The sequence below is a fragment of the Citrobacter braakii genome (assembly GCF_009648935.1).
Classification (GTDB): domain Bacteria; phylum Pseudomonadota; class Gammaproteobacteria; order Enterobacterales; family Enterobacteriaceae; genus Citrobacter; species Citrobacter braakii.
In genome coordinates this window covers 913,139-934,655 of record NZ_CP045771.1, presented here as the reverse complement: position 1 = coordinate 934,655, position 21,517 = coordinate 913,139, and the positions used below count along the sequence as shown (strand labels likewise).

General features: G+C 52.5%; 19 protein-coding genes. 14 read left to right on the top strand and 5 right to left on the bottom strand.

The genetic code is table 11. The features are described from left to right. Positions 1-3 precede the first annotated feature (3 nt). Positions 4-1,548, top strand: a complete 1,545-nt coding sequence (ilvA, locus tag GFC06_RS04275) for a threonine ammonia-lyase, biosynthetic (RefSeq protein ID WP_153689862.1) — start codon at positions 4-6, stop codon at positions 1,546-1,548. 63 nt (positions 1,549-1,611) lie between these two features. Here ilvA and fabV read toward each other — a convergent pair whose 3' ends face one another. Together fabV and ilvY are read right to left on the bottom strand one after the other, a co-directional pair. Further along, positions 1,612-2,805, bottom strand: a complete 1,194-nt coding sequence (fabV, locus tag GFC06_RS04270) for an enoyl-ACP reductase FabV (protein WP_016155101.1) — start codon at positions 2,803-2,805, stop codon at positions 1,612-1,614. A 175-nt stretch (positions 2,806-2,980) separates the two neighbouring features. Beyond that, a complete protein-coding gene (gene ilvY, locus GFC06_RS04265; protein WP_016155102.1) occupies positions 2,981-3,883 on the bottom strand; it encodes an HTH-type transcriptional activator IlvY in 903 nt (300 codons plus the stop codon). A gap of 152 nt (positions 3,884-4,035) precedes the next feature. Between ilvY and ilvC the strand changes: the two genes are divergently transcribed. After that, positions 4,036-5,511, top strand: coding sequence for a ketol-acid reductoisomerase (ilvC, locus tag GFC06_RS04260; RefSeq protein WP_003844614.1), 1,476 nt, complete (start codon positions 4,036-4,038; stop codon positions 5,509-5,511). Positions 5,512-5,565: 54 nt separating this feature from the next. Here ilvC and ppiC read toward each other — a convergent pair whose 3' ends face one another. Beyond that, positions 5,566-5,847: a peptidylprolyl isomerase PpiC gene (ppiC, locus tag GFC06_RS04255; protein ID WP_016155104.1), complete on the bottom strand. Its 282-nt coding sequence runs from the start codon at positions 5,845-5,847 to the stop codon at positions 5,566-5,568. Between the two features lie 145 nt (positions 5,848-5,992). On the opposite strand from ppiC, the gene rep reads away from it, so the two are divergent. Continuing rightward, a complete protein-coding gene (rep, locus tag GFC06_RS04250) occupies positions 5,993-8,014 on the top strand; it encodes a DNA helicase Rep (RefSeq protein ID WP_016157836.1) in 2,022 nt (673 codons plus the stop codon). Between the two features lie 47 nt (positions 8,015-8,061). Here rep and gppA read toward each other — a convergent pair whose 3' ends face one another. Then, positions 8,062-9,546, bottom strand: a complete 1,485-nt coding sequence (gene gppA / locus GFC06_RS04245) for a guanosine-5'-triphosphate,3'-diphosphate diphosphatase (protein ID WP_016157837.1) — start codon at positions 9,544-9,546, stop codon at positions 8,062-8,064. 8 nt (positions 9,547-9,554) lie between these two features. Continuing rightward, positions 9,555-10,823 (bottom strand): ATP-dependent RNA helicase RhlB, encoded by a 1,269-nt coding sequence (gene rhlB / locus GFC06_RS04240; protein ID WP_003829013.1) that lies wholly within the window; start codon positions 10,821-10,823, stop codon positions 9,555-9,557. 143 nt (positions 10,824-10,966) lie between these two features. Between rhlB and trxA the strand changes: the two genes are divergently transcribed. From trxA to rffA, 11 genes are all read left to right on the top strand, one after another. Further along, a complete protein-coding gene (gene trxA / locus GFC06_RS04235) occupies positions 10,967-11,296 on the top strand; it encodes a thioredoxin TrxA (protein ID WP_001280776.1) in 330 nt (109 codons plus the stop codon). A 130-nt stretch (positions 11,297-11,426) separates the two neighbouring features. Beyond that, on the top strand, positions 11,427-11,546 hold the full coding sequence (locus tag GFC06_RS04230) for a rho operon leader peptide (protein WP_049259789.1): 120 nt from the start codon (positions 11,427-11,429) through the stop codon (positions 11,544-11,546). Between the two features lie 87 nt (positions 11,547-11,633). Next, positions 11,634-12,893: a transcription termination factor Rho gene (gene rho, locus GFC06_RS04225; protein ID WP_002437993.1), complete on the top strand. Its 1,260-nt coding sequence runs from the start codon at positions 11,634-11,636 to the stop codon at positions 12,891-12,893. Between the two features lie 249 nt (positions 12,894-13,142). Beyond that, positions 13,143-14,246, top strand: a complete 1,104-nt coding sequence (gene wecA, locus GFC06_RS04220) for a UDP-N-acetylglucosamine--undecaprenyl-phosphate N-acetylglucosaminephosphotransferase (RefSeq protein WP_049282714.1) — start codon at positions 13,143-13,145, stop codon at positions 14,244-14,246. Between the two features lie 12 nt (positions 14,247-14,258). Next, positions 14,259-15,305, top strand: a complete 1,047-nt coding sequence (gene wzzE / locus GFC06_RS04215) for an ECA polysaccharide chain length modulation protein (protein WP_047499574.1) — start codon at positions 14,259-14,261, stop codon at positions 15,303-15,305. 55 nt (positions 15,306-15,360) lie between these two features. Next, a complete protein-coding gene (gene wecB / locus GFC06_RS04210; protein ID WP_153689861.1) occupies positions 15,361-16,491 on the top strand; it encodes a non-hydrolyzing UDP-N-acetylglucosamine 2-epimerase in 1,131 nt (376 codons plus the stop codon). Beyond that, positions 16,488-17,750 (top strand): UDP-N-acetyl-D-mannosamine dehydrogenase, encoded by a 1,263-nt coding sequence (gene wecC / locus GFC06_RS04205; RefSeq protein ID WP_046274881.1) that lies wholly within the window; start codon positions 16,488-16,490, stop codon positions 17,748-17,750. The genes wecB and wecC overlap by 4 nt, the downstream gene beginning before the upstream one ends. Then, positions 17,750-18,817 carry a dTDP-glucose 4,6-dehydratase gene (rffG, locus tag GFC06_RS04200; protein ID WP_153689860.1) on the top strand — a complete coding sequence of 356 codons (1,068 nt, stop codon included), beginning with the start codon at positions 17,750-17,752 and terminating at the stop codon, positions 18,815-18,817. The genes wecC and rffG overlap by 1 nt, the downstream gene beginning before the upstream one ends. 28 nt (positions 18,818-18,845) lie before the next feature. Further along, the gene (gene rfbA / locus GFC06_RS04195; RefSeq protein ID WP_075849018.1) at positions 18,846-19,727 is read left to right on the top strand and encodes a glucose-1-phosphate thymidylyltransferase RfbA; all 882 of its coding nucleotides are present in this window, start codon (positions 18,846-18,848) and stop codon (positions 19,725-19,727) included. Next, a complete protein-coding gene (gene rffC, locus GFC06_RS04190; RefSeq protein WP_153689859.1) occupies positions 19,705-20,382 on the top strand; it encodes a dTDP-4-amino-4,6-dideoxy-D-galactose acyltransferase in 678 nt (225 codons plus the stop codon). Before rfbA ends, rffC begins: the two co-directional genes overlap by 23 nt. A gap of 4 nt (positions 20,383-20,386) precedes the next feature. Further along, a complete protein-coding gene (gene rffA, locus GFC06_RS04185; protein WP_016155114.1) occupies positions 20,387-21,517 on the top strand; it encodes a dTDP-4-amino-4,6-dideoxygalactose transaminase in 1,131 nt (376 codons plus the stop codon).

The window sequence follows — 21,517 nt, the reverse complement described above, 5'->3', positions numbered from 1 at the left end:
ACCATGGCGGATTCTCAACCCCTCTCCGGCGCTCCAGAAGGCGCCGAGTACCTCAGAGCAGTGCTGCGTGCGCCGGTATACGAAGCGGCGCAGGTCACACCGCTACAAAAAATGGAAAAACTCTCTTCGCGCCTCAATAACGTGATCCTGGTGAAGCGCGAAGACCGTCAACCCGTTCACAGCTTCAAGCTGCGCGGTGCTTATGCCATGATGGCCGGTCTGACCGAAGAGCAAAAAGCGCATGGCGTAATCACCGCATCGGCAGGTAATCATGCTCAGGGCGTAGCTTTCTCTTCTGCGCGATTAGGCGTGAAGGCGCTGATTGTCATGCCTACGGCTACCGCCGATATCAAAGTCGATGCCGTTCGCGGTTTCGGTGGTGAAGTACTGCTACACGGCGCGAATTTTGATGAAGCCAAAGCCAAAGCGATTGAGCTGTCGCAGCAGCAGGGTTTTACCTGGGTTCCTCCGTTCGACCATCCGATGGTGATTGCCGGGCAGGGCACGCTGGCACTGGAGTTATTGCAGCAGGATGCCCACCTTGATCGTGTATTCGTGCCGGTGGGCGGTGGCGGATTAGCGGCAGGCGTGGCGGTGCTGATCAAGCAGTTGATGCCGCAGATCAAAGTGATTGCCGTTGAAGCTGAAGACTCAGCCTGCCTGAAAGCGGCGCTGGATGCCGGTCAACCGGTCGATCTTCCGCGTGTTGGCCTCTTTGCTGAAGGCGTGGCGGTGAAACGTATCGGCGACGAAACCTTCCGTTTGTGCCAGGAGTATCTCGACGACATCATCACTGTCGATAGCGACGCTATCTGCGCGGCAATGAAAGATCTGTTCGAGGATGTGCGCGCGGTGGCTGAACCATCCGGTGCGCTGGCGCTGGCGGGGATGAAAAAGTACATTGCCCAGCACAATATTCGCGGCGAACGTCTGGCGCATATCCTTTCCGGCGCTAACGTTAACTTCCATGGCCTGCGCTACGTTTCCGAACGTTGCGAGCTGGGCGAACAGCGCGAAGCGTTGCTGGCAGTAACTATTCCGGAAGAAAAGGGTAGCTTCCTGAAGTTTTGCCAGCTGTTGGGAGGACGCTCGGTTACCGAGTTTAACTACCGATTTGCTGATGCGAAAGACGCCTGTATTTTTGTTGGCGTCCGTCTGAGCCGTGGGCTGGAAGAGCGTAAGGAAATCCTCCAGTTGCTTAATGAGGGCGGCTACAGCGTAGTGGATTTGTCCGACGACGAAATGGCGAAGCTGCACGTGCGCTACATGGTCGGTGGGCGCCCGTCGAAACCCTTGCAGGAGCGGCTGTACAGCTTCGAATTCCCGGAATCTCCGGGGGCGTTGCTCAAATTCCTGCATACCCTGGGGACGCACTGGAATATTTCGTTGTTCCACTATCGTAGTCACGGAACCGATTATGGTCGCGTACTGGCGGCGTTTGAGTTGGGTGAGCACGAGCCTGATTTCGAAACGCGACTGAACGAACTGGGTTATGACTGTCATGATGAAACGCATAACCCGGCGTTCAGGTTCTTCCTGGCGGGTTAGCGGTAGCCATTAAAAAAGGGTTCATGTAAAAACATGAACCCTTTTTGTAACTGTATCAGCAGATTACAGCGTGATGACTTCGAATTCGACTTCGGTGTTTACATCCGCATCGTAATCCACTTCGTCGAGACCAAAACCGAACAGATTCAGGAATTCCTGCTTGTATCCTGCATAGTCCGTTTTTTGCGCCAGGTTTTCGGTGGTGATCAGCGGCCACAGATCGCGGCATGCCTGCTGAATGTCTTCACGCAGTTCCCAGTCATCCATACGGATACGCTGGTTGTCATCAAGCGCCACTTTATCGCCGTACAGGCTGGTGGTCATCAGACGGTTGATCTGCTCGATGCAGCCTTCATGAATGCCCTGTTCTTTCATCAGCTTGAAGACCATGGAGATGTACAGCGGCATCACCGGAATCGCAGAAGAGGCCTGCGTGATAACGGATTTCAGTACAGCAACGTTAGCGGAACCGTTCAGCGGAGCCAGTTGATTACGCAGCGCGCCTGCCGCGCGGTCGAGATCTTCTTTTGCTTTGCCCAGCGCGCCGTGCCAGTAGATTGGCCAGGTAAGGTCAGTACCGATGTAGGAGTAGGCAACGGTTTTCACGCCGTCAGCCAGCACGCCTGCTTCGCTCAGCGCGCCCATCCACAGTTCCCAGTCTTCGCCGCCCATAACGGTGACGGTGTTCTGAACTTCTTCTTCGGTTGCCGGCTCAATGCTGGCGGTTATGATCTGATCTTTGTTGGTATCGATCGCTTTAGAGGTATAAACCTCACCGATTGGCTTCAGCGCAGAACGGACGATTTCACCGGTTTTCGGCATTTTACGTACCGGAGATGCCAGTGAGTAAACCACCAGGTCAATCTGACCCAGGTCTTCTTTGATCAGTTTGATAACTTCGTCGCGACACTCGTCGGAGAACGCGTCGCCGTTGATACTTTTGGAATACAGACCTTCACGTTTTGCGGCCTCATCGAAGGCTGCAGAGTTATACCAGCCCGCGGAACCTGGCTTGGTTTCCGTGCCTGGTTTTTCGAAAAATACGCCGATAGTGGCGGCTCCGCTGCCAAACGCGGCGGAAATTCTGGAAGCAAGGCCGTAACCGGTGGAAGCACCGATGACCAGCACGCGGGAAGGGCCGTTAGCGATTTTCCCGTTTTTCTTCACATAATCGATCTGTTTTTCCACATTGACTTTGCAGCCAGTCGGATGGGTCGTTGTACAGATGAATCCACGAATTTTTGGTTTGATTATCATAATGATGGCTAATTAAGTTTGTATTTTCGCTGTCAAGTGCGCAATGACACCGTCTGTTCTGGCTTGCTAAACGTGATGGTTAACAAGCCCCCCACATCTATTATGGCACGGGACATTATACAGAAAAGGAGTGCCAATACTGAATCTACCACTGATTTTAGACCTGACGCTGGCGCTACTCGGCGGATTTACGCTCCAGAACAATCTTCCAGAACGCGTCGATCAGCGGCTCATGCAGCCGTTTTTTCGGCGCGCAGACGCCCAGCTCGAACGGCGTTTTTTCGTCGCTGCGTTCTAAAATCATCACGCGATTCCGTACCGGCTCCGGGCTGTTTTCCAGCACCACTTCCGGCAGCAGCGCCACGCCGCAACCCAGCGCCACCATCGAGACCATCGCTTCGTGCCCCCCCACGGTGGCGTAAATCGATGGGTTGCTGATTTTGTGACGGCGGAACCACAACTCGATGCGGCGGCGTACCGGCCCCTGGTCGGCCATGATAAACGGCACCGTCGACCAGTCTGGTTTATCGACCGAAACCTGATTCCGTACCGGGCAAGGCAATGCTGGTGCGATCAACACTACCGTTAAATTCTCCAGCATCGAGAATGCCACAGCACCGGGCAGCGTCTCTGGCTTACCTGCTATTGCCAGATCGGCCTCTCCGGTGACCACTTTGTCCATCGCATCAGCGGCATCGCCGGTGGTGAGCTTAATTTCAACCGAGGGGTGCTCGGCGCGAAAGCGGTCGAGAATTGGCGGCAGGTGGCTGTAGGCGGCGGTAACCGAGCAGAAGATATGCAGCTCGCCCGACAGCGACGGTCCCTGTTGATCGAGGGTGTGGCGCAATTGTTGATACTGCAACAGCGTCTGCTGGGCAAACACTCGCAGCTCTTCGCCTGCTTCGGTCAGCGTGACCGTACGGTTATCGCGCACAAACAGCGCCTGGCCGAGATCTTCTTCCAGCCGTTGGATCTGGCGTGAGAGTGTGGAGGGGCTGACGTGCATTGCCCGCGCACTGCGGCCAAAGTGGCGGCTTTCCGCCAGATGCAGGAACATTTTCAGATCGCGTAAATCCACGGACGAGCCTCCGATTTTCTACGTTGCAGATATTGCAATGTGATGTTGTGAATATATCAATTTCCGCAATAAATTTCCTGTTGTAATGTGGGTTCATTCTCGCTGAAACGCGAACCGAACAATAAGACAGTACAACATCACGAGGTATCACCATGGCTAACTACTTTAATACACTGAACCTGCGTCAGCAGCTGGCGCAGCTGGGCAAATGTCGCTTTATGGGTCGCGACGAATTCGCCGATGGCGCAAGCTACCTTCAGGGTAAAAAAGTGGTCATCGTCGGGTGCGGTGCTCAGGGGCTTAACCAAGGCCTGAACATGCGCGACTCCGGTCTGGATATCTCCTACGCCCTGCGTAAAGAAGCGATTGCTGAGAAGCGCGCTTCCTGGCGCAAAGCGACCGAAAATGGCTTCAAAGTAGGTACCTACGAAGAGCTGATCCCGCAGGCGGATCTGGTGGTTAACCTGACGCCGGACAAACAGCACTCCGACGTTGTACGTTCCGTACAGCCGCTGATGAAAGACGGCGCGGCGCTGGGCTACTCCCACGGTTTCAACATCGTCGAAGTGGGCGAGCAGATCCGTAAAGATATCACTGTGGTGATGGTTGCGCCGAAGTGTCCGGGTACCGAAGTGCGTGAAGAGTACAAACGTGGTTTTGGTGTTCCAACCCTGATCGCCGTTCACCCGGAAAACGATCCGAAAGGCGAAGGCATGGCGATTGCCAAAGCATGGGCTGCGGCCACTGGCGGTCACCGTGCAGGCGTGCTGGAATCGTCCTTCGTTGCGGAAGTGAAATCTGACCTGATGGGCGAGCAGACAATTCTGTGCGGTATGCTGCAGGCTGGCTCTCTGCTGTGCTTCGACAAGCTGGTGGAAGAGGGTACTGACCCGGCTTACGCCGAAAAACTGATTCAGTTTGGCTGGGAAACCATCACCGAAGCGCTGAAGCAGGGCGGTATCACCCTGATGATGGATCGTCTGTCTAACCCAGCGAAACTGCGTGCTTATGCGCTGTCCGAACAGCTGAAAGAGATCATGGCGCCGCTGTTCCAGAAACACATGGATGACATCATCTCCGGCGAATTCTCTTCAGGCATGATGGCTGACTGGGCCAACGACGATAAGAAACTGCTGACCTGGCGTGAAGAGACCGGCAAAACCGCGTTCGAAACCGCGCCGCAGTTTGAAGGTAAAATTGGCGAGCAGGAGTACTTCGATAAAGGCGTGCTGATGATCGCGATGGTGAAGGCTGGCGTTGAGCTGGCGTTTGAAACCATGGTGGATTCCGGCATCATCGAAGAGTCTGCTTACTACGAATCACTGCACGAACTGCCGCTGATCGCGAACACCATCGCCCGTAAGCGCCTGTACGAAATGAACGTTGTCATTTCCGATACCGCAGAATACGGTAACTACCTGTTCTCTTACGCGTGCGTACCGCTGCTGAAAGAGTTCATGACTACCCTGCAAACCGGGGATCTGGGCAAAGCGATTGCCGAAGGTGCGGTAGACAACGCGCAGCTGCGCGACGTAAACGATGCTATTCGCAGCCATGCTATCGAGAAAGTGGGCCAGAAACTGCGTGGCTATATGACTGATATGAAACGTATTGCTGTAGCTGGCTAAGAGGCTGCCATTCGGCAAAAAAAAGCCCGGTGGTTGAACACACCGGGCTTTTTATTAGTTACGGTACAGCACTTTAATGATGTGATAACCGAACTGAGTGTGCAGTGGGCCGGTTGGCTCCAGCACCGGGCAGGAGAACACCACTTTATCAAACGCCGGAACCATCTGGCCCTGACGGAATTCGCCTAAATCGCCGCCGCGTTTGCCCGACGGGCAGATAGAGTGTTTCTTCGCCAGTTTACCAAAATCGGCGCCATTTTTGATTTGTTCCAGAAGATCGAGAGCCAGTTTCTCTTCTTTAACAAGGATATGCACTGCTGATGCTGTTTTTGCCATGGTTTGTGCTCTGAGTTGAGTGATAAATCAGGGCGCAATAGTAGCATGTAATCCGTGGTCTTCGGCGATGGGCTATGACCGATCCCCCTGGCGTCACTTTCTGCTACAATCCACATCCCCGTGTTTACAGATTGAGCAATCCTCTATGCGTTTGAACCCCGGACAACAACAAGCCGTCGAATTCGTCACCGGACCTTGCCTGGTGCTGGCGGGAGCGGGTTCCGGTAAGACGCGTGTTATCACTAACAAAATCGCACATCTGATCCGTGAATGTGGCTATCAGGCACGACATATTGCGGCAGTAACCTTTACCAATAAGGCTGCGCGCGAGATGAAAGAGCGTGTGGCGCAAACGTTGGGTCGTAAAGAAGCGCGCGGGTTGATGATCTCTACTTTCCACACTCTGGGACTGGATGTCATTAAGCGTGAATACGCCGCGCTAGGGATGAAGTCGAACTTCTCGTTGTTTGATGATACTGACCAGGTGGCCCTGCTTAAGGAATTGACCGAAGGGCTAATTGAAGACGATAAGCTTATCCTTCAACAATTGATTTCAACGATCTCCAACTGGAAAAATGATCTGATGACCCCAGCGCAGGCGGCAGCCAGTGCAAAGGGTGAACGCGATCGTATTTTTGCCCACTGCTATGGTCTGTATGACGCGCATATGAAGGCGTGTAACGTCCTCGATTTTGACGATCTGATCCTGCTCCCCACGCTGCTGTTGCAGCGCAATGAAGAAGTACGTGAGCGTTGGCAAAATCGAATCCGCTACCTGCTGGTGGATGAATATCAGGATACCAACACCAGCCAGTACGAGTTGGTGAAGTTGCTGGTGGGGAAACGCGCGCGCTTTACCGTCGTGGGTGATGACGATCAGTCGATCTACTCCTGGCGCGGTGCACGTCCGCAGAACCTGGTACTGTTAAGCAAAGATTTTCCGGCGCTGCAGGTGGTGAAGCTGGAGCAAAACTATCGCTCATCAGGGCGTATCCTGAAGGCGGCGAACATCCTTATTGCTAACAACCCACACGTCTTTGAAAAACGGCTCTTTTCTGAGCTGGGCTACGGCGCTGAGCTGAAGGTGTTGAGTGCGAATAATGAAGAGCACGAAGCAGAACGCGTGACCGGGGAACTGATTGCCCATCACTTTGTGAACAAGACGCAGTATAAAGACTACGCCATCCTGTATCGCGGTAATCATCAGTCGCGAGTGTTCGAAAAATTTCTGATGCAGAACCGCATCCCATACAAAATTTCCGGCGGGACGTCGTTCTTCTCGCGTCCGGAGATTAAAGATCTGCTGGCCTATCTGCGCGTGCTCAGCAACCCGGATGATGACAGTGCATTTTTGCGCATCGTAAATACGCCAAAGCGTGAAATCGGTCCGGCCACGCTGCAAAAGCTGGGGGAATGGGCGATGACGCGTAATAAAAGCCTGTTTACCGCTAGCTTTGATATGGGACTTAGCCAGACGCTAACCGGGCGCGGATATGATTCTCTGACCCGCTTTACGCACTGGCTGGGTGAAATTCAACGTCTGGCGGAGCGCGAGCCGGTTGCCGCCGTACGCGATCTGATCCACGGCATTGATTACGAATCCTGGCTGTATGAAACCTCGCCGAGCCCGAAAGCGGCCGAAATGCGTATGAAAAACGTCAACACGCTGTTCAGTTGGATGACGGAGATGCTGGAAGGTAGTGAGCTGGAAGAGCCAATGACCCTGACTCAGGTCGTTACCCGCTTTACCCTGCGCGACATGATGGAGCGCGGAGAGAGCGAAGAAGAGTTGGATCAGGTGCAGTTGATGACGCTGCATGCTTCAAAAGGACTGGAGTTCCCGTACGTATTTATGGTGGGAATGGAAGAAGGATTTTTGCCGCACCAGAGCAGCATCGATGAAGATAACATCGACGAAGAGCGTCGTCTGGCTTACGTCGGGATTACGCGTGCTCAGAAAGAACTTATCTTCACGCTGTGTAAAGAGCGCCGTCAGTACGGTGAACTGGTACGACCGGAACCGAGCCGTTTCCTGTTGGAACTACCACAGGATGACGTTATCTGGGAACAGGAGCGTAAAGTGGTGAGTGCCGAGGAGCGGATGCAAAAAGGGCAGGCCAGCATTGCTAACATTCGGGCAATGATGGCGAAAGCCAAAGAGAAATAGGTATTTTGTAGGCCGGATAAGCGTAAGCGCTATCCGGCAGCCAGCATCTAATGCACTTCCAGCGGCCAGTGGACATAGCTTTGCCACTGTATTTCCTGATCGATTAACTCGGTACCTAATGGATGATGTTCCAGCCAGCCTTCCGGTAGCGTTAACGTCAGATTCTCATCCTGAGCTTGCAGGGTGATATGTGGCACTAAATCGTCGCGACGGCGAGCGGCGAAAATGATCGCCAGGCGTAGCAAACGGCAAAGGTGCTCAGCGATGCGTGGTGGCACAGCGTTTTGCTGGTGGAGTGAAGAGAGATCGACCGGATTAGTTTGGTTGAGCAACAGCGTGGCTAACAGTTTTTTCTGCGCGGGAGTAAAGCCCGGGAGATCGAGATTACGTACCAGCCAGGCGGCATGCAGTGGCGCCTGCTTATATTCTACGCTCAGTCCTATTTCATGCAACTGACAGGCACTTTGCAGCAGTTCACGACTAATGGCTTCAAGATGCCACTCATCTTTCACCTGTTCGAGTAAATGTACAGCCAATTGCGTGACGCGATTCGCCTGATCGGTGTCGACCATAAATCGACGCTGAATATTACGCAGCGTACGGCTGCGAATGTCCTGATCAACCGGCAAGTGCAGCATTCCGTAGACCAGACCTTCGCGTAGTGCGCCGCCGGCCAGAGTCATGCATTGAATATTCAGTTCGGTGAAAATGGCGATTAGAATGGCCAGTCCGCTGGGAAAAACCAGTGCGCGTTCCAGCGTTAACCCTTCTATTTCCAGCTCTTCCAGACGACCACAATGAATGGCGCGCTGTTTAAGCTGCTGAAGCTTGGCCAACGTAATGCGCTCATCCATGCCTTGCGCCATCATGATTTCCTGTAACGCCTGGACGGTGCCAGAGGCACCAACGCAAACTTTCCAGCCATGAAAACGCAGTTTGTCGGCGACTGGGCGCAGAACTTCGCGAGCCGCTTTCTCTGCTTCGTCAAAGTTTTCCTGTGCCAGATTACGATTGGTGAAATACCTTTCGAGCCAGGTGACGCAGCCCATTGACAGGCTGAACAGAGAGGTGGTTTGCGCGCCGGAGCCGGTAACCAGTTCAGTGCTGGCTCCGCCAATATCAACGACCAGACGCTGATCGGCGCCGCCGGTGGTGTGGGCAACACCTTGATAAATCAGCCGCGCTTCTTCTTCACCGCTGATGACCTGGACAGGGCAGCCGAGGATCTCTTGCGCTTTGGCGATAAACTCATCGGCGTTTACCGCGATGCGTAATGTTGCCGTGGCCACCACACGGATTTGCGGCTGAGGGATATCCTGCAGACGTTCAGCAAACAGGCGCAGGCATTGCCAGCCGCGCTCCATAGCTTCAGCGGAAAGAACGTTGTCGCTGTTGAGGCCAGCGGCCAGACGCACCTTGCGTTTAATACGCGTGAGTGTCTGAATGCTTCCCGCCACCTCGCGTACAACCAGCATATGAAAACTATTCGAGCCTAAATCAATTGCGGCGTACAGCGAAGTGGTTGTGAGCATATCTAACGTTAACCTGAACGACGACGATTACGCGGAGCACCACCGGTACGGCGTGGGCCATTGCCTGTGCGCGGACGCGTTAAGCGTAACGGCTTCGGCAGATCGGTCATCAGCGCATCCGGGTTGTACTTGCTGACCGGGATCGAGTGACCGATATAGGTCTCGATTGCTGGTAAATTCAGCGCGTATTCTTCACAGGCCAGGCTGATAGAGTGACCGCTTGCACCGGCGCGACCGGTACGACCGATACGATGAACGTAATCTTCACAGTCATCCGGCAGGTCATAGTTAAATACGTGCGTTACGGCTGGGATATGCAGACCACGCGCGGCGACATCCGTCGCAACGAGAATGTCGAGATCGCCACGGGTGAACTCATCAAGGATACGCAGACGTTTTTTCTGCGCCACGTCACCGGTCAACAGACCGACGCGATGACCGTCAGCGGCAAGGCTACCCCAGATATCTTCACAACGATGCTTGGTGTTAGCAAAGACGATGGCGCGATCTGGCCACTCTTCTTCAATCAGCGTTTGCAGTAAACGCATTTTCTCTTCGTTGGAAGGATAGAAGAGCTCTTCTTTAATACGGTGACCTGTCTTCTGTTCCGGTTCGACTTCAACGTACTCGGCGTTATTCATCTGTTCGAACGCCAGTTCGCGAACGCGGTAAGAGAGGGTTGCAGAAAACAGCATGTTCAGACGTTGGGTGGTTGGCGGCATACGACGGAACAGCCAACGGATATCTTTGATAAAGCCCAGATCGTACATACGATCGGCTTCATCCAGCACCACGACCTGAATCGCGCCCAGGTTAATGTGGTTCTGTTTTGCATAGTCGATGAGACGACCGGTCGTGCCGATAAGAATATCGACGCCGCTTTCCAGCACTTTCAGCTGTTTGTCGTAACCGTCGCCGCCATAAGCCAGGCCTAATTTCAAACCGGTGGTCTGTGCCAGCGGCTCGGCGTCAGCGTGGATCTGCACGGCTAACTCACGCGTTGGCGCCATAATTAACGCACGCGGTTGGTTCACCTTGCGATCGGCAATCGCGGGATGAGAGAGAAGATAATGAAACGTTGACGTCAGGAACGCCATCGTTTTTCCGGTACCGGTTTGCGCCTGCCCTGCAACATCACGACCTGCCAGCGTTAGCGGCAGCGCGAGGGCCTGAATGGGCGTGCAGTTATGAAAGCCTTTATTTTCAAGGGCTTCTATCACCTTTGGGTGCAGGGCGAAGTCGGAAAACTTCTGTTCTGTTAAATGTGTTTTGCTCATAGTGTGGTAGAATATCAGCTTACTATTGCTTTACGAAAGCGTATCCGGTGAAATAAAGTCAACCTTTAGTTGGTTAATGCTACATCAACACGTCGTTGATTAAGAGTACACCAACGCACCAGGCTTATTCCTGTGGAGTTAATATGAGCGATAAAATTATTCACCTGACTGACGACAGTTTTGACACGGATGTACTCAAAGCGGACGGAGCTATCCTCGTTGATTTCTGGGCAGAGTGGTGCGGTCCGTGCAAAATGATCGCTCCAATTCTGGATGAAATCGCTGACGAATATCAGGGCAAATTGACGGTTGCTAAACTGAACATTGACCAAAACCCAGGCACCGCGCCGAAGTATGGTATCCGTGGCATCCCGACCCTGCTGCTGTTTAAAAACGGCGAAGTTGCGGCGACTAAAGTCGGCGCGCTATCCAAAGGTCAGTTGAAAGAATTCCTCGACGCTAATTTAGCGTAAGGAAGTCTCATGATCGGGCGACCATACTTCGAAATGATTCGGATGACTGGACGCCCGACTTGAGTCGTGCTAAGTTAGTGTTGACTTCGTATTAAACATACCTTATTAAGTTTGAATCTAGTTATATCCAATACTTCCCGTTGTTTCTCGCGCGAGAAGTGGACAGATTCCTGGCTTGTCACTCAATCCGTCTTGTCGTTTCAGTTCTGCGTACTTTCCTGTGACCAGACAGCGAACAGACATGAGTTGATGGCCGTAAACAGGCATGGATGACCCTGCCATACCATTCACAACATTAAGTTCGAGATTTACCCCAAGTTTAAGAACTCACACCATTATGAATCTTACCGAATTAAAGAATACGCCGGTTTCTGAGCTGATCACTCTCGGCGAAAATATGGGCCTTGAAAACCTGGCTCGTATGCGCAAGCAGGACATTATTTTTGCCATCCTGAAGCAGCACGCAAAGAGTGGCGAAGATATCTTTGGTGACGGTGTGCTGGAGATATTGCAGGATGGATTTGGTTTCCTCCGCTCTGCAGACAGCTCCTACCTCGCCGGTCCTGATGACATCTACGTTTCTCCCAGCCAAATCCGCCGTTTCAACCTCCGCACTGGTGATACCATCTCTGGTAAGATTCGCCCGCCGAAAGAAGGTGAACGCTACTTTGCGCTGTTGAAAGTTAACGAAGTTAACTACGACAAACCAGAAAACGCCCGTAACAAAATCCTCTTTGAGAACTTAACACCGCTGCACGCAAACTCTCGTCTGCGTATGGAACGTGGTAACGGTTCTACTGAAGACTTAACGGCGCGTGTACTGGATCTGGCATCACCGATCGGTCGTGGCCAACGTGGTCTGATTGTTGCTCCGCCGAAAGCAGGTAAAACCATGCTGCTGCAGAACATCGCGCAGAGCATTGCTTACAACCATCCGGACTGCGTGCTGATGGTGCTGCTGATTGACGAACGTCCGGAAGAAGTTACCGAGATGCAGCGTCTGGTGAAAGGTGAAGTGGTTGCGTCTACCTTTGACGAACCAGCCTCCCGCCACGTTCAGGTTGCGGAAATGGTTATCGAGAAGGCGAAACGTCTGGTTGAACACAAGAAAGACGTTATCATTCTGCTCGACTCCATCACTCGTTTGGCGCGTGCTTACAACACCGTGGTTCCGGCTTCCGGTAAAGTTTTGACCGGTGGTGTTGATGCCAACGCCTTGCATCGTCCGAAGCGTTTCTTCGGTGCGGCGCGTAACGTGGAAGAGGGCGGTAGCCTGACTATCATCGCGACTGCGCTGATCGATACCGGCTCTAAAATGGATGAAGTTATCTACGAAGAGTTTAAAGGTACCGGCAACATGGAACTGCATCTCTCTCGTAAGATTGCTGAAAAACGCGTCTTCCCGGCTATCGACTACAACCGTTCCGGTACCCGTAAAGAAGAGCTGCTCACCACCCAGGAAGAGCTGCAGAAAATGTGGATCCTGCGCAAAATCATCCATCCGATGGGTGAAATTGATGCCATGGAATTCCTCATTAACAAGCTGGCGATGACCAAGACTAATGACGACTTCTTCGACATGATGAAGCGTTCGTAATTCAGGTCTCATCCGAAAACGCCACGTTTTTACGTGGCGTTTTGCTTTTGTGGCTGTAATCTTAACGACACAATAACGATAATACGGTATGACATACCGCATGGCGAAGAAGGGTTGAAATTCGTATTTTGTGGTTGCTAATCATACAGAACTACCTGATATGGAGCTGATATTGAGTCGGGTTTCTCTTCTGAATAATTGGCGGGATGGTTATACTTCGTATATTGATTTTCTCTGAGAGCATGTATAGTGAATTTATTGACAGCAAGTACTGATCTCATCAGTATTTTTTTATTCACAACGCTGTTTCTTTTCTTTGCCCGCAAGGTCGCGAAAAAGATTGGATTGGTGGATAAACCCAACTTCCGCAAACGTCATCAGGGACTGATTCCGCTGGTTGGGGGGATTTCAGTTTACGCAGGCATTTGCTTTACGTTTCTTATCGCCGATTATTATATCCCACATGCTACTCTCTACCTGGGTTGTGCTGGTGTACTGGTGTTTATCGGTGCCCTGGACGATCGTTTTGATATCAGTGTAAAAATCCGCGCAACCATCCAGGCCCTTATCGGCATCATTATGATGACGGTGGGTAAACTCTATCTGCTAAGCCTTGGATATATTTTCGGCCCCTGGGAGATGATGCTCGGTCCTTTTGGATATTTCCTTACCCTGTTTGCCGTCTGGGCGGCAATAAACGCCTTCAATATGGTGGATGGGATTGATGGTCTGTTGGGTGGATTATCTAGCGTGTCATTCGCCGCTATGGGGCTTATCCTGTGGTTCGATGGTCAAACAAGTCTGGCCATCTGGTGTTTTGCCATGATCGCCGCCATTCTGCCTTACATCCTGCTGAACCTGGGTATTCTCGGACGCCGCTATAAAGTTTTTATGGGGGATGCGGGCAGTACGCTGATTGGCTTCACGGTGATTTGGATCCTGCTGGAGACTACCCAGGGGCCAACGCATCCTATCAGCCCGGTCACCGCTTTGTGGATTATTGCCATTCCGTTAATGGATATGGTGGCAATTATGTATCGTCGCTTACGCAAGGGCATGAGCCCTTTCTCTCCGGATCGCCAACATATTCACCATTTAATCATGCGCGCCGGGTTTACCTCCCGACAGGCTTTTGTCCTGATTACCCTGGCTGCAGCTATTCTGGCATCTATTGGCGTGCTGGCTGAATATTCTCGCATTGTCCCGGAGTGGGTGATGTTAGTGCTCTTTTTACTGGCGTTTGTCTTGTACGACATCTGTATTAAACGAGCCTGGAAGGTAGCGAGATTTATCAAACGTTGGAAGCGTAAGCTGCGTAGAAACCGTGAAAGTAAACCAGACTTAACCAAATAAATTGAGGATGCGATGAGACAACCATTACCGGGGGAAGATGCCGTGAGCGCTGAAAATGAACTGGATATCCGTGGGTTGTTTCGTACCTTGTGGTCAGGGAAGGTGTGGATCGTCGGTATGGCTCTCGCCTTCGCGATAGCGGCCCTCGCCTATACGTTTTTTGCGCGTCAGGAGTGGAGTGCCACGGCGATTACTGACAGGCCAACGGTCAATATGTTGGGTGGCTTTTACTCTCAACAACAGTTTTTACGCAACCTGGATATTAAGGCCAGTCTCGCGTCCACGGACCAACCGTCAGTAATGGATGAGGCCTATAAAGAATTCATTATGCAGCTTGCCTCCTGGGATACACGCCGAGAATTCTGGCAGCAGACTGATTACTTTAAGCAGCGTATGGTCGGTAATAGTAAAGCCGATGCGGCGATGCTGGATGAACTTATCAATAACATTCAGTTTTTGCCTGGCGATACGCTGCGTAATACCAATGACAGCGTGAAGCTGATTGCCGAGACGGCTCCTGATGCCAACAATTTGCTGCGCCAGTACGTCGCGTTTGCCAGCCAACGCGCGGCACGTCATCTGAACGATGAGTTAAAAGGCGCATGGGCTGCACGCACTGTGCAGATGAAAGCGCAGGTCAAACGTCAGGAAGAAGTGGCAAAATCCATTTTCTCTCGCCGCGTCCACAGCATTGAACAAGCGCTTAAAATTGCTGAGCAGCATAATATTTCGCGTACTTCCACAGATGTTCCAGCTGATGAATTGCCGGATTCAGAATTGTTCTTACTCGGACGTCCAATGTTGCAGGCGCGACTCGAGAATCTGCAGTCAATTGGTCCGGATTTCGATATGGACTATTTCCAGAACAGGGCCATGCTGAACACCCTGAACGTTGGGCCAACTTTAGATCCGCGTTTTCAGACCTATCGTTATTTGAGAACGCCGGAAGAGCCGGTAAAACGTGACAGCCCTCGTCGCGCCTTCCTGATGATTATGTGGGGTATCGTTGGGGCTCTGATCGGTGCTGGTGTCGCGTTAACCCGTCGCCGTACGATTTAGCAATGCCGTTGCAGTGAGGGGCTGGGCTCTCACTGCCAATCCGAAGAGAATCGATGTGAAAGTACTGACTGTATTTGGTACGCGACCGGAGGCCATTAAGATGGCTCCTCTGGTTCATGCGCTGGAAAAAGATCCTGATTTTGAGGCGAAAGTTTGCGTTACGGCGCAGCATCGGGAGATGCTCGATCAGGTGTTGAATCTTTTTTCCATTGTACCTGACTACGATCTCAATATTATGCAGCCAGGTCAGGGACTAACAGAAATAACCTGCCGCATCCTGGAAGGGTTAAAGCCTATTTTGGCTGAATTCAAACCTGATGTGGTGTTGGTTCATGGTGATACCACAACCACGATTGCTACCAGTCTGGCCGCGTTCTATCAGCGCATCCCGGTGGGGCATGTAGAGGCTGGTTTACGTACAGGCGATCTCTATTCACCATGGCCGGAAGAGGCTAATCGTACGCTGACCGGGCGTCTGGCAATGTATCATTTTGCCCCAACAGAAAACTCGCGCCAAAATCTGTTACGAGAAGCTATCCCTGATGATCGTATTTTCGTCACGGGTAATACGGTTATTGACGCGTTGATCTGGGTTCGGGATCGCGTACTGGGAAATGAGACGCTGCGTGCGGAGCTGGCCGAACGTTATCCTTTCCTGGATGCTGATAAAAAGATGATCCTGGTGACCGGTCATCGTCGGGAAAGCTTCGGTCGCGGTTTTGAGCAAATCTGTCATGCCCTGGCGGAAATAGCCGCGTCTAACCAAAATGTGCAGATTGTCTATCCGGTACACCTGAACCCTAACGTCAGTGAGCCGGTCAATCGCATCCTGGGTCACGTTGAAAATGTGGTGTTGATTGAACCGCAGGACTACCTGCCATTCGTATGGCTGATGAATCACGCCTGGCTGATCCTTACTGATTCCGGCGGGATTCAGGAAGAAGCGCCGTCTCTGGGGAAACCTGTGCTGGTGATGCGCGAAACAACGGAGCGCCCGGAAGCTATTACCGCAGGGACTGTACGCCTGGTAGGTACAGACCCACAGCGGATTGTTGAAGAAGTCACGCGTTTGCTGCATGACGACAATGAATATCAGATCATGAGCCGCGCCCATAATCCGTATGGAGACGGGCTGGCATGTGACCGCATTTTAGATGCATTAAAAAATAATCGGATATCGCTATGAGTTTTACGACCATTTCTGTCATTGGGCTGGGTTATATCGGACTGCCAACGGCGGCTGCCTTTGCTTCCCGTCAAAAACACGTAATTGGCGTAGATATAAATCAACATGCGGTGGATACCATTAATCGCGGTGAAATTCACATCGTTGAGCCCGATCTGGGTGCGGTGGTGAAAACGGCGGTCGAAAATGGGTTTTTACGTGCGAGCGCGACACCCGTAGATGCTGATGCGTATCTGATTGCGGTGCCTACCCCGTTCAAGGGAGATCATGAACCCGATATGGTCTACGTAGAAGCCGCGGCGAAATCTATTGCGCCAGTTTTGAAAAAAGGCGCATTGGTGATTCTGGAATCCACTTCACCTGTCGGGGCAACTGAACAGATGGCCGCATGGCTTGCAGAAATGCGGGCTGACCTGACTTTCCCGCAGCAGGTCGGTGAACAGGCGGACGTTAACATTGCTTATTGCCCAGAGCGCGTACTGCCGGGTCAGGTAATGGTCGAACTGATTAAAAACGATCGGGTGATTGGAGGAATGACCTCCGTCTGTTCCGCGCGCGCCAGCGAGCTGTACAACATCTTTCTCGAAGGCGAATGTGTGGTGACCAACGCCCGCACCGCAGAAATGTGTAAGCTGACGGAAAATAGCTTTCGCGATGTCAATATCGCCTTCGCCAATGAACTGTCGCTGATTTGCGCCGATCAGGGGATCAACGTCTGGGAACTGATTCGCCTGGCAAACCGGCATCCACGCGTGAATATTTTGCAGCCCGGCCCTGGCGTAGGTGGACACTGTATCGCGGTCGATCCGTGGTTTATCGTGGCGCAGAACCCGCAGCAGGCGAAATTGATCCGCACCGCGCGTGAGGTAAACGATGGTAAACCGCATTGGGTGGTCGATCGGGTGAAGGCTGCCGTAGCCGACTGTCTGGCGGATACCAACAAACGGGCTAGCGAAGTGAAAATTGCCTGTTTTGGTCTGGCATTCAAACCCAATATTGACGATTTGCGTGAAAGCCCGGCGATGGGAATTGCGCAGAATATTGCGCAATGGCACAAAGGCGAAATGCTGGTGGTGGAACCGAACATCCATCAACTGCCGAAAAAACTGGATGGTATTTGCCAACTGGCGACGCTGGACGATGCTCTGGCACGTGCTGATGTGTTGGTCATGTTGGTTGACCATAATGAATTTAAAGGCATCAAAGGCGATGCGGTTCAACAGCAGTACATCGTTGATACCAAAGGGGTCTGGCGCTAATGAAACGAATTCTGGTTACCGGTGGAGCGGGATTTATCGGCTCGGCGGTTGTGCGACACATCATTCATGATACCGAGGATGCGGTGGTTGTGGTCGATAAGCTGACCTACGCCGGAAACCTGATGTCGCTGGAGCCGGTTGCGCAGAATTCCCGTTTTGCCTTTGAGAAAGTGGATATTTGCGATCGGGCATCGCTCGACAGGGTGTTTCAACAATATCAGCCGAACTGCGTGATGCATCTGGCTGCAGAAAGCCATGTCGATCGTTCAATTGATGGTCCCGCCGCCTTTATCGAAACAAACATTGTGGGAACCTACACGCTGTTGGAAGCGGCGCGCGCTTACTGGAGTACATTAGCCAGCGAGGAAAAATTGGCGTTTCGTTTCCACCATATCTCGACTGACGAGGTGTATGGCGATCTCCATTCCACAGATGATTTCTTCACCGAAACCACGCCGTATGCGCCGAGCAGCCCTTATTCCGCGTCGAAAGCCAGCAGCGATCATCTGGTTCGCGCCTGGCTGCGTACCTACGGTCTGCCAACGCTGATTACCAACTGTTCCAATAACTATGGTCCGTACCATTTCCCGGAAAAACTGATTCCGCTGATGATCCTCAACGCACTGGCGGGCAAGCCGTTGCCGGTATATGGCAATGGTCAACAGATCCGTGACTGGTTGTATGTAGAAGATCACGCCAGGGCGCTTTATTGCGTGGCGACGACGGGCGCGGTTGGGGAAACCTATAATATTGGTGGCCATAACGAGCGTAAAAACCTGGATGTTGTCGAAACGGTTTGCAGCCTGTTGGAAGAGCTGGCTCCGCATAAACCGCAGGGCATCGCGCAGTACCGCGACTTGATCGCTTTTGTGGACGATCGCCCAGGCCATGATTTGCGTTACGCCATTGACGCTTCAAAAATTGCGCGTGAACTCGGGTGGATGCCGCAGGAAACGTTTGAAAGTGGAATGCGCAAAACCGTGCAGTGGTATCTGGATAATCAGGCATGGTGGAAACCCGTGCAGGACGGCAGTTACCAGGGCGAACGTTTAGGTCTGAAGGGCTAACAGCCTGGTTTTGCGGAGGAGACAACGCATGAAAGGTATCATTCTGGCGGGTGGCTCAGGTACTCGCCTGTATCCCATTACGCGGGGCGTATCGAAGCAACTATTGCCCATTTACGATAAGCCGATGATTTACTACCCGCTATCGGTACTGATGCTGGCGGGAATTCGCGAAATCCTGATTATCACCACTCCGGAAGATAAAGGCTATTTCCAGCGTTTGCTGGGCGATGGATCTGAGTTCGGCATTGAACTGCACTATGCTGAGCAACCGAGCCCGGATGGATTAGCGCAGGCTTTTATTATCGGTGAAACGTTTCTTAACGGTGAACCATCGTGCCTGGTGTTAGGGGACAACATCTTCTTTGGTCAGGGATTCAGTCCAAAACTGCGTCATGTGGCCGCCAGAACGCAAGGCGCGACGGTGTTTGGCTATCAGGTCATGGACCCTGAACGTTTTGGTGTTGTTGAGTTTGATGACAATTTTCGCGCAGTCTCTCTGGAAGAGAAGCCGAAAGCGCCGAAATCTAATTGGGCGGTGACAGGGCTCTATTTTTATGACAGCAAAGTGGTGGATTACGCGAAACGCGTGAAACCTTCTGAGCGTGGGGAGCTGGAGATTACGTCTATCAACCAGATGTATCTTGATGACGGACATCTGACGGTTGAATTGCTTGGGCGTGGCTTTGCCTGGCTGGATACCGGTACGCATGACAGTTTGATCGAAGCGAGCACTTTTGTGCAGACGGTGGAGAAACGCCAGGGCTTTAAAATAGCCTGTCTGGAAGAAATCGCCTGGCGTAACGGCTGGCTGGATGACGAAGGCGTGAAGCGTGCCGCCAGTTCACTGGCCAAAACGGGTTATGGTCAATACCTGCTGGAGCTGCTCCGTGCTCGTCCGCGCCAGTATTGAGCCGCTTAGCTGGGAAAATACGTTCTTTGGCGTGAATAGCGCCATTGTCCGTTTTGACCAACGCGCGCCGGTTTTAACCGCGGATGCGTTGCTGCCCTGGTCGCGTGTACAAGCAAAAATACTTGCCGCAAATAGCCATGAATTAGATGCTCTGCAGCATTTGGGTTTCTCACTGGTAGAAGGTGAAGTCGATTTTGTACTGCCGGTGACGTGTGCCAGTTGCGACCCCGGTGCGCAGGTCGCGCAAACTACGGATATCCCGGTATTACGCCATCTGGCAGGACAGGCATTTGCGCAAAGTCGTTTTCGCGCCCCGTGGTATGCCGAAGATGCCAGCGCGCGTTTCTACGCACAGTGGATTGAAAACGCGGTGCTGGGGACGTTTGATCATCAGTGCCTCATTTTTCGTAAACCGACTGGTGAGATTCGTGGCTATGTCTCGCTGCGTGAACTGAATGCGACCGAGGCGCGAATTGGCCTGCTGGCCGGGCGTGGTGCGGGTGCAGAACTGATGCAGGCCGCGCTTTACTGGGCACAGACCCGCGGTAAAACAACATTGCGTGTGGCGACCCAAATGGGTAACACCGCCGCGCTTAAACGTTATATACACAGTGGTGCGAATGTGGAAAGCACCGCGTATTGGTTATACAGGTGACACGATGATTCCATTTAATGCACCGCCGGTGGTGGGAACTGAACTCGATTACATGCAGTCTGCGATGAATAGCGGCAAACTGTGTGGTGACGGTGGCTTTACCCGTCGCTGTCAGCAGTGGCTGGAGCAGCATTTTGGCAGTGAGAAAGTGCTGCTGACGCCTTCCTGCACCGCATCGCTTGAGATGGCGGCATTGCTGCTGGATATCCAGCCTGGCGATGAAGTCATTATGCCGAGCTACACGTTTGTCTCTACGGCCAATGCCTTCGTGTTGCGCGGCGCGAAAATCGTCTTTGTTGATATTCGCCCGGATACCATGAACATTGACGAAACGCTGATTGAAGCGGCGATCACCGATAAAACCCGCGCTATTGTGCCGGTACATTACGCGGGCGTGGCCTGCGAAATGGATACCATCATGGGGCTGGCCACTAAACATAACCTGTATGTGGTGGAGGATGCCGCCCAGGGCGTCATGTCGACCTACAAGGGGCGTGCGCTGGGTACGATTGGTCACATCGGCTGCTTTAGCTTCCATGAGACCAAAAACTATACCGCAGGCGGGGAAGGTGGAGCGACGCTGATTAATGATAAAAAATTAGTCGAGCGTGCAGAAATCATCCGTGAAAAAGGGACTAACCGTAGTCAGTTTTTCCGCGGCCAGGTAGATAAGTATACCTGGCGTGATATCGGTTCCAGCTATTTGATGTCCGATCTGCAGGCGGCTTATCTGTGGGCGCAGTTGGAAGCGGCTGATCGTATTAACCAGCAGCGTCTGGCGCTGTGGCAAAAGTATTACGATGCCCTGGAACCGCTGGCGCGTGCCGGGCGTATTGAGCTGCCTTCGATACCGGAGGGTTGCGTACAGAATGCCCATATGTTTTACATCAAACTGCGCGATATCGACGATCGCACGGCGTTGATTAACTTCCTGAAAGAAGCTGAAATTATGGCGGTGTTCCACTATATCCCGCTGCATGATTGCCCGGCTGGCGATAAATTCGGCGTGTTTGCCGGTGTTGATCGTTACACCACCAAAGAGAGCGAACGCCTGCTGCGTTTACCGCTGTTCTACAATCTGTCGCCGGTGAACCAGCGAACAGTCATTACGACCTTACTCAACTACTTCGCCTGA